Origin of the sequence: Coxiella endosymbiont of Ornithodoros amblus, from assembly GCF_019425495.1 — a bacterium.
Classification (GTDB): domain Bacteria; phylum Pseudomonadota; class Gammaproteobacteria; order Coxiellales; family Coxiellaceae; genus Coxiella.
Genome location: NZ_VFIV01000060.1, coordinates 1 through 7,931 on the forward strand (window position 1 = coordinate 1; position 7,931 = coordinate 7,931).

Sequence of the window (7,931 nt, forward strand, 5' to 3'; positions counted from 1 at the left end):
CTGTGAATAAGGTGTATAAAATTACTATTTATTAGCCGGTTTTCAAACTTGCTCACAGCAATTCAAACATAGTTGATCCAGCAGTCCACACGTGCACAGCGCACCTTCGGTGCGCTGGGACTCTCGCTTGCGACTGTTATTTTTTAATAGCTTTAAAATGTGAAAATGGGATAAGTCCTGTTTTTTTGTTTAAACACAAGATAATTAATGCCAGGGCTAAAAAAACCGACTCCCAGTAAAAGAAGCATCTGATCCTAACATTAAGTGAGGGAAGCCTGCGATCATTTTTTAATTAGACCAACGGGGTGCTCAATCAAAAAAGCCAAGACTGTCTTTCGCCATAAATTTCGTTTTTTTACAGGAGATAATGGCTCCTATTCTTTAAGTTTTTCGATTATAGCTTTTAGATTCTTAGGCGGAGGATCTTGGGTTTTTGAATAATATCGCCCATCTAGTTCCAGTACAGATAGAAAGCCACTATATGGCTATAGTTTGTAGATAAAGGTGTTAAAGTGCAATTTATTTCGACTTACCAGCCACCCGCCATCACTAGACTGGGCGCAGTCAATAATCATAATCCAACAATAATCTTTTTCCAAGGAAAGCGATTTCGAATAAATATAGATTGCAGTTCCAATAGCCATTGGGAAAATTAAACTATAACTAAATAACTAATAGATCTTATAAAAGTGCTGAAAGCCAGAATTAAACCTAATGAAAAAATAAGCTCTAATTTGTAGGAACGACTTCAAAACAAATACGTCCCAATTAAAAAGGTGAGACCAATAACGATAGCAAAAAGGAGTTCTGTTAAGATAACTAAGGTCTTAATAGGAGGAAATTGAAAGCGATAAGGAAAGCTAAAAGGTAAGTGGCGGATAGCGAAATCTAAGCTATCTAAAATAGGCTTCGATAATCAACAAACTTTTAATAGTATTTGCGCTATGAGAATGGCAGCGAAGTGCTGGACGAATAAAGCAAAAATAACAGCGATAAAACTCAGATACTCGGCTAGTTAACTAGGAGCGTTTTTGCAGGCCTAAGATAATCGAATGAATCTGTGGAATAATTGATAAATTTCCCCCATGGTAACAGATAAAAAAGGCCTAACTTAAAATAAGAGAGAAAAGAAAATGATACTCGGCAGTATCCATTGTTGGTTTAATAAAAACGGTTTGTAAGGTAATGCGAAGAGGGCTGTCTTTACCCCAAGTACTTCCTTCATTCTTTTAATCCAAAAACATCGAACTCACTGACTCTTTCTGATTAATGCGAGAAATGGTTTCTGCAATAAGATGGCTTAACGAAATTTGTGTGATTTTGCGGCACCTGGCGGCTTCTTCGTGCAGCGGAATGGTGTCCGTGACAATCAACTCATCAATATCAGAGTCCATAATATTTTTGACCGCATCTCCCGATAGAACGGGGTGAGTGCAATACGAAGAAACTGTCAGTGCTCCCTTTTCTTTAAGTGCGGAAGCCGCATGACATAAAGTGCCCGCCGTATCGACGATATCGTCGACGATAACGCAATGACGATTTTGGACGTTACCGATGACATTCATGACTTCTGCCTGATTGGACCCCGGGCGTCGTTTGTCGATAATGGCTAAGTCAGAGTCATTGAGGCGTTTGGCAATCGCTCGTGCGCGGACGACTCCCCCCACATCAGGAGAAACAATCATCGGAGTCTCCAGCTTGTCGAGCAAACGGTATTCTTCTAAAGCCGTAATACTGGCATAAATATTATCCACCGGCATATAGAAAAAGCCCTGAATTTGATCAGCGTGAAGATCAACGGTGATAAGACGCGAGAAGCCCACTTTTTGCATCATATCAGCCACTACTTTGGCGCTGATAGGTACTCGGGACGAACGAACACGTCGATCCTGTCGAGCGTAACCGAAATAAGGCACAACGGCGGTGATGCTCGCCGCCGAAGCGCGCCGGAAAGCATCACCCATTAAGATCAACTCCATGACATGTTCGTTTGTGGGATGCCCTGTCGATTGAATGAGATAAATATCGCGGCCTCGCACATTTTCTTCAATTTCAAAGCGGATTTCCCCATCGCTAAACCGGCTAATCAACGCATTCCCAATAGTAGTGTTTAACTCTTTGGCTACGTTCTCAGCGAGAGACGGATTGGCGCTGCCATGAAAGATGCGGATGTCATCAACGCTAGGCACGAAGTTTCCTTTATTTGTACTATTTATACATGGCTGGGGTGCCAGGATTCGAACCTGGGAATGCTGGGATCAAAACCCAGTGCCTTACCACTTGGCGACACCCCAAGGGATTAAATTTAAGCTGGACGCGCAAGCATATTAGCAGTTTTAGCGGCCCTGTCAAAGTGGCAACGGGAGAAGACATCATTACCAATGCCTTATAATAATTTTCACGGCGAGTGAGCCGTTACTTAATTGTAAAGTGCGCGGTAAATCCACTGAGCCGACTATTGTGTATTGAGAAAAGCGGATATCCCAACCGCTTTGTTGCAGCGCGATTAAATGCGTATAAGTATTGAAATCAGCTTGATAGGCGCCGGGGGCGGGGATGCCTCGAATCCAATAATAGAGATTAGAGAGCGGAAGCTGCCAACCCAGTTGTTGTTGCATCAACTGTTCGGAGGTGCTTGCCGTGTAATATTGTTGCGATGAGCACCATAACGTGACCATTCCAGGACGACCAGAAATGTTGGCACTGTAAATATTCAGCGAAGAATGAATTCGAATGCGATAGTTCATCCCTTTTTCTTGCCAATCGTAAGAAGCGATGATCGCTTTACCCGGCTGCTGAATCCTAAAAGCCCCGTCAATATTCCATTTCGAAATACGACTCAAATTATAATAACGCTGTGCCCAGGTTTGTTGGTGGTAAACCAACGTTGATTGATTCGGAAAACGTAGTGTAGTGCAGCCGCTCATGAGAAAAGCACTAAGCACAATGGTAATACAATAACGCACCCTGAGGCTTCTTTTGTTCATTGTTTGAAATAAGGCTCACTCCCTGATGGGGGGTAGATTTTCACAGAGCTATTCTGGCATTATATCTCCTCTCCTTAAAGGGGACCTTTTGTGCCTTTAAAATTAAATCGATCAATATGCAGCCTAACGACTTGCCATCCCCCGATCCTGTTGCAAACGGACACAGTGAACAATTGCGGCTACATATCGTGAGTGAAATCGCTGAAAATGGTCCGATTACCTTTGCTCGATATATGCAGCTCGCCCTTTACACGCCAGGTCTAGGTTATTATAGTGCGGGTTCTCGCAAATTTGGAGCGGCAGGCGATTTCGTGACAGCCCCTGAAATATCCTCTCTCTTTTCTCAATGTGTTGCTCGCCAATGTGAACAGATATTAATCGACTTAAACGGAGGCGATATTCTCGAGTTAGGAGCAGGTTCTGGACGAATGGCAGCAGACATTTTACGTGAATTACAGCGTATTAGTTATTTACCTAATAATTATTTTATTTTAGAAATCAGTGCCGATCTTCGAGACAGACAAGAAAAATTTATTAAAAATGAAATTCCTGAATTAAGTCATCATGTCAAATGGTTGAATCGATCACCGAGTTCGCCCTTTAAGGGTATTATTCTTGGCAATGAAGTGATTGATGCAATGCCCGTCCATAAATTTAAAATCGACAACGGTATTAAGGAAGTTTACGTTAATTGGAAAAATCAACAATTTTTTTGGGAAATAGGCGAACCTTCGGCTGCACTAAACGATTATATTAAAAATTTAACCATTTGTTTTCCTGAAGGTTACGAGTCTGAAGTTAATCTGCTGTTGAAAGGTTGGATCTCTTCATTAGCCGATATGTTGCAAGAGGGATTAATTTTATTAATTGATTACGGTTTTCCGCAGCACGAATATTATCACGCGGACCGAAATCGGGGGACCATTGCTTGTCATTATCGACATCACAGCCATTTTGATCCCCTTATTTTAACGGGGATTCAGGATATCACAGCGCACGTCGATTTTACGGCGATTGCTGAAGCCGCTGCGTCGCAAGGTTTAGCGGTAGAAGGATTCACGCATCAGGCGGGATTTTTATTGAATTGCGGAATCGCGACTCTCATGCCTCAACTTGAAGATGTTGTAGAACACTATCGGATTGCGCAGGAAATAAAAAAATTAACGCTTCCCAGTGAAATGGGTGAATTATTCAAAGCCATCGCGCTTACACGAAATTATCGCCAATCCCTGTTAGGATTTGTTCCTATGAATCAAGTGGAGCGTTTGTCAGGTCATCGATAATCCCTTATTTCGCTTTGCTCATACGGGCTACTCTTATGAAATAAGAGTTCGTATTGCTTCCAAACGTAATTTTTCTAATGCTTTTGCAAACGCTCTGCCTTTTAACTGTTTTTCCTGTAGAGGTTTAATATCAACAGATTTAATCGCTTTAATAATTTCTTTAATTTTTTTTTGCTGGGATAACGTCGTTGAAGAAATTAAATCGCAAGTAAAAACAAATTGGTCAAAGCGTTCTTTACGCCGTAACGCATCCGTTTTAAGGAGAAAGTTAAGCAATCTAGATTCATTCATTCTATTTAAATTGACATAATCAGATCCAAAGAACGCCACTAAAATGACTAAATCCGTATATTCATTGGGCACCCGGTACCGCTGTGCCAATTTTTGAATTATTTCAGGTGGTAAATCACTTTGAAGAGTGGCAAAGCGAATAATAGGTGAGGGTGTTCTATCGGTAACAGACTGCAAAGCGGCCATCCCTTTTCCTTCCATTTTAATTTCGGGAAATAAAATAGCGAGAGCGCCGCATTGATTTAAGACGGTAAAAAATCGAGTTGGTTTTTCGTTGCTAAGAGCGCGAATTAATTCCTGGCAAACACGTTCGGGTACCAGTGCATCAATTTCACCTGCGCACACCATTTTTTTCATTAAATCCAACGTGTCGGGATGAATGGAAAAATCAGCAAATTTAGTTGCTAACCGCGCCAAACGCAAAACCCGAACGGGATCTTCTTGGAAAGCGACGGAAACATGACGCAAGACCTTATTTTTAAGATCTTCTTGACCGCCATAAGGGTCGATAAGTTGCCCTTCCGGTGTTTCGGCAATCGCATTAATGGTTAAGTCGCGTCGTTTCAAATCCTCTTCTAATGAGACATCGGGTGCGGCATAAAAGGTAAATCCCTTGTAACCCTTTGCTACTTTTCGTTCAGTCCGCGCCAAGGCGTATTCTTCATGTGTTTCAGGATGCAAAAAAACAGGAAATTCTTTTCCCACGGGTTTGAACCTACGAGCCATCATTTCTTCAGGCGTTGCACCCACCACGACCCAATCTTTTTCTTTGACCGGCAAGCCCAACAATTGATCACGAATAGCGCCGCCTACCAAATAAACTTTCAAATGTGATATCCTCCCGTGAGGATAAAAATCCATAGAATACTAGACATAACTAATCATCTCAAAAAATCATGACTAAATTACATAAATACCTTCCCCAGCGCACCCTATCCAAAATCGTGGGTTGGTTAGCGACTCGTGAATGGGGTTTATTAACGCAATGGGCGATTAGGCTTTTTATCCGCCATTACGGCATCGATATGCAAGAGGCGCAATGCCCGGATATCCGACATTATCCGTCTTTTAATGCCTTTTTCACCCGCCATTTAAAAAGGGAATTGCGTCCTGTGGTTGAGGAATCTTGCGCCATCGCTTCGCCCGTCGATGGCATAATTAGCGAAATTGGACAAATAAAGGGCAAAAATCTAATCCAAGCAAAAAACCATCACTACACCATCACAGCATTGTTAGGTGAAGATCCTTATCGTGCTAGCCAGTTTTTAGATGGTGATTTTTTCACTGCTTATTTAGCACCTAAAAATTACCATCGCATTCATATGCCATTAGATGGCCGATTAATAGAAATGATTCACATTCCCGGCAAGTTATTTTCAGTTAACCCTGTTTCTGTGCAAACGGTTCCACATTTATTTGCGCGCAATGAGCGTGGGGTTTGTTTGTTTGAAACGAAAAACGGATTAATGGCTGTTATCCTGGTCGGCGCTATGCTCGTGGGAAGCATTAATACCGTATGGCACGGCACGGTAGTTCCAACCGCGGAAGGCATTGCTGTGCATAATTACCGAGAAAAAAATATTAAATTTAAACGCGGCGAAGAAATCGGGCATTTCAAAATGGGCTCAACGGTTATTCTTTTATTTCCAAAAAATACCATTCAATGGAACCCTAATTGTCAGCCAAAGGGAGCCATTTGTTATGGCGAGATATTGGGACAGTTTCGCTGATCGAAGTAGTATAGAATACGATTTTTTGTCATTTCCAGATTTGTTATTAGCCTTAACCTCATCCCTATGTTTTCTGCGAGGTGAAAATAAATTGGTTACTATCCGTGTAAATTCTTGGGCGGCTGTTTGTCTCTCCTGTCTCCCGTGATATAGAGGACTACTAGTACCACTAACCAACATTGTCCTAGCCCAGCATGAATTCTTTGTAATTTTGCTTTGAAGTAAAGCCGGTGTCAAATAGTTGCATGCATCTTCACGAGGCTTGCTATCCGATTATTGATATCGACTAAATAAGTACCAAACACTTGTGCCAATAGTTCCACTTTAATTTTGTTTTGGTCTTGGATACGTTCCATGAACGCGTTAAATATAGACTCTAGGTTTTTTGGGAGTGGAATTTAATAAGGCCTCTAATTGACAATAATATGTTCCGGACTCCATTTTGACTTCAAATTTTCCATCAAATAATTCGCGTATTTGTTCTTCATCTAAAAAAGATATCAAAGAACTAAATTATCCGGGATTCTTCCTCAACAAGGATGTTTCTAGTTTATAGTCATTTTTCACTTTTTATTTTTATTGGATAACCCATTCCAATTAGGTTTTATGAGTTTTGCTTAAGCTTATCGATCAAACTTATTAATCTTTGAAGTTGTTTGACTGGCAAATAGGAAAAAATGTCCACCTATCTCTAGCGTGAACTCGAAGTAATTGGCCAATGTTAGGAGCGTTAGCCTCTTGTTTAAATTCAGATATAGTATAAGCTCTTGTAACCTTTCGTATATTCCATTTATATCCTCTAGGCGACATCCATCACAGCGTTTAATGCGGGATAAATCGTCAGTTGTAATCTTTCTTTTTCTTAATTTTTGACAATTACTTCCAGATTAACTTAATCAAGTTAAAACAGTCTTAAAAAGGGAAATGGCTCAAAGAGTAACAGCCTCCGGCAATTCTAATTTTGAATTCATCATCCAGTACCCTCTGTGATTCCTGCACGGGCAGGGGATTGTGGGTCTCCATCATGATATATAAATAGCGTTAAGAGAAATCCAAAGAATACCCTAGGGATTACGGGCACGAGCGATCGTGCGGGAATTGATTTTATACAATTGTGACTGGATCAAGATCATCGGCTCTATTCTCTCGAGACGTTTGAATAGACATTGGTTTTTTGCCACGGCTTTTCATTTCTCCTCGTAATAATCCATCACTTCGTCCCGGTTCAACCACTCTGTATACAAACGATTGAACACCCGTTTGATCCGCTGCATTAATCTCAAGCTTCGCTCTCTAAAATCAACGCTAGCTTCTTCATAAACCCGCTTGGTGACACGCGCATTCGGCGCATCTTTTTAACAGCGGAACGTTTTGTTGTTCCACCGTCTTACCCCGCACAAACCGCATCTGGGCCCGGGAAGCCGCTTGATCTATCGTCTGCGCATCGTTACCGCCATTCTTGTTACTTTTGACATACGGTTTGACGTGCTGCGGACCGATCAACTGTGTTGGGACCTCTATACATAACAAAAGCAGTTAAGTTGATGAAATGGTCAGAAAAGCTGCTGAGTATTCAGTAGAATTCCTGATGTTATTGAAGGATAAGGGGTTCTTGATGAAAGACATCAGTGGGTTAGTAA

Annotated in this window: 1 protein-coding gene, 1 tRNA gene and 6 pseudogenes; 2 read left to right on the top strand and 6 right to left on the bottom strand. The window is 41.4% G+C overall.

The window, feature by feature from the left end; genetic code table 11:
• Positions 1 to 132 precede the first annotated feature (132 nt).
• From FIV31_RS06620 to lolB, 4 genes and pseudogenes are all read right to left on the bottom strand, one after another.
• Positions 133 to 1,225 (bottom strand): annotated as a pseudogene (locus FIV31_RS06620) (dolichyl-phosphate-mannose--protein mannosyltransferase); the annotation flags it as partial.
• Between the two features lie 4 nt (positions 1,226 to 1,229).
• Entirely contained in the window at positions 1,230 to 2,189 is a 960-nt protein-coding gene (locus tag FIV31_RS06625; protein ID WP_280124226.1) for a ribose-phosphate pyrophosphokinase, read from the bottom strand.
• 30 nt (positions 2,190 to 2,219) lie between these two features.
• Positions 2,220 to 2,294: transfer RNA gene (locus FIV31_RS06630), tRNA-Gln, on the bottom strand.
• A gap of 81 nt (positions 2,295 to 2,375) precedes the next feature.
• Positions 2,376 to 3,006 (bottom strand): annotated as a pseudogene (gene lolB / locus FIV31_RS06635) (lipoprotein insertase outer membrane protein LolB).
• A gap of 6 nt (positions 3,007 to 3,012) precedes the next feature.
• Here lolB and FIV31_RS06640 point away from each other — a divergent pair.
• Positions 3,013 to 4,270: pseudogene (locus FIV31_RS06640) on the top strand (class I SAM-dependent methyltransferase).
• Between the two features lie 33 nt (positions 4,271 to 4,303).
• Here the strand turns inward: FIV31_RS06640 and FIV31_RS06645 are convergent.
• Positions 4,304 to 5,432 (bottom strand): annotated as a pseudogene (locus tag FIV31_RS06645) (tRNA nucleotidyltransferase/poly(A) polymerase-related protein); the annotation flags it as partial.
• 25 nt (positions 5,433 to 5,457) lie between these two features.
• Here FIV31_RS06645 and asd point away from each other — a divergent pair.
• A pseudogene (asd, locus tag FIV31_RS06650) lies at positions 5,458 to 6,305 on the top strand (archaetidylserine decarboxylase).
• A 1,176-nt stretch (positions 6,306 to 7,481) separates the two neighbouring features.
• Here asd and FIV31_RS08685 read toward each other — a convergent pair.
• Positions 7,482 to 7,806: pseudogene (locus tag FIV31_RS08685) on the bottom strand (IS110 family transposase); the annotation flags it as partial.
• Between the last annotated feature and the right edge of the window lie 125 nt (positions 7,807 to 7,931).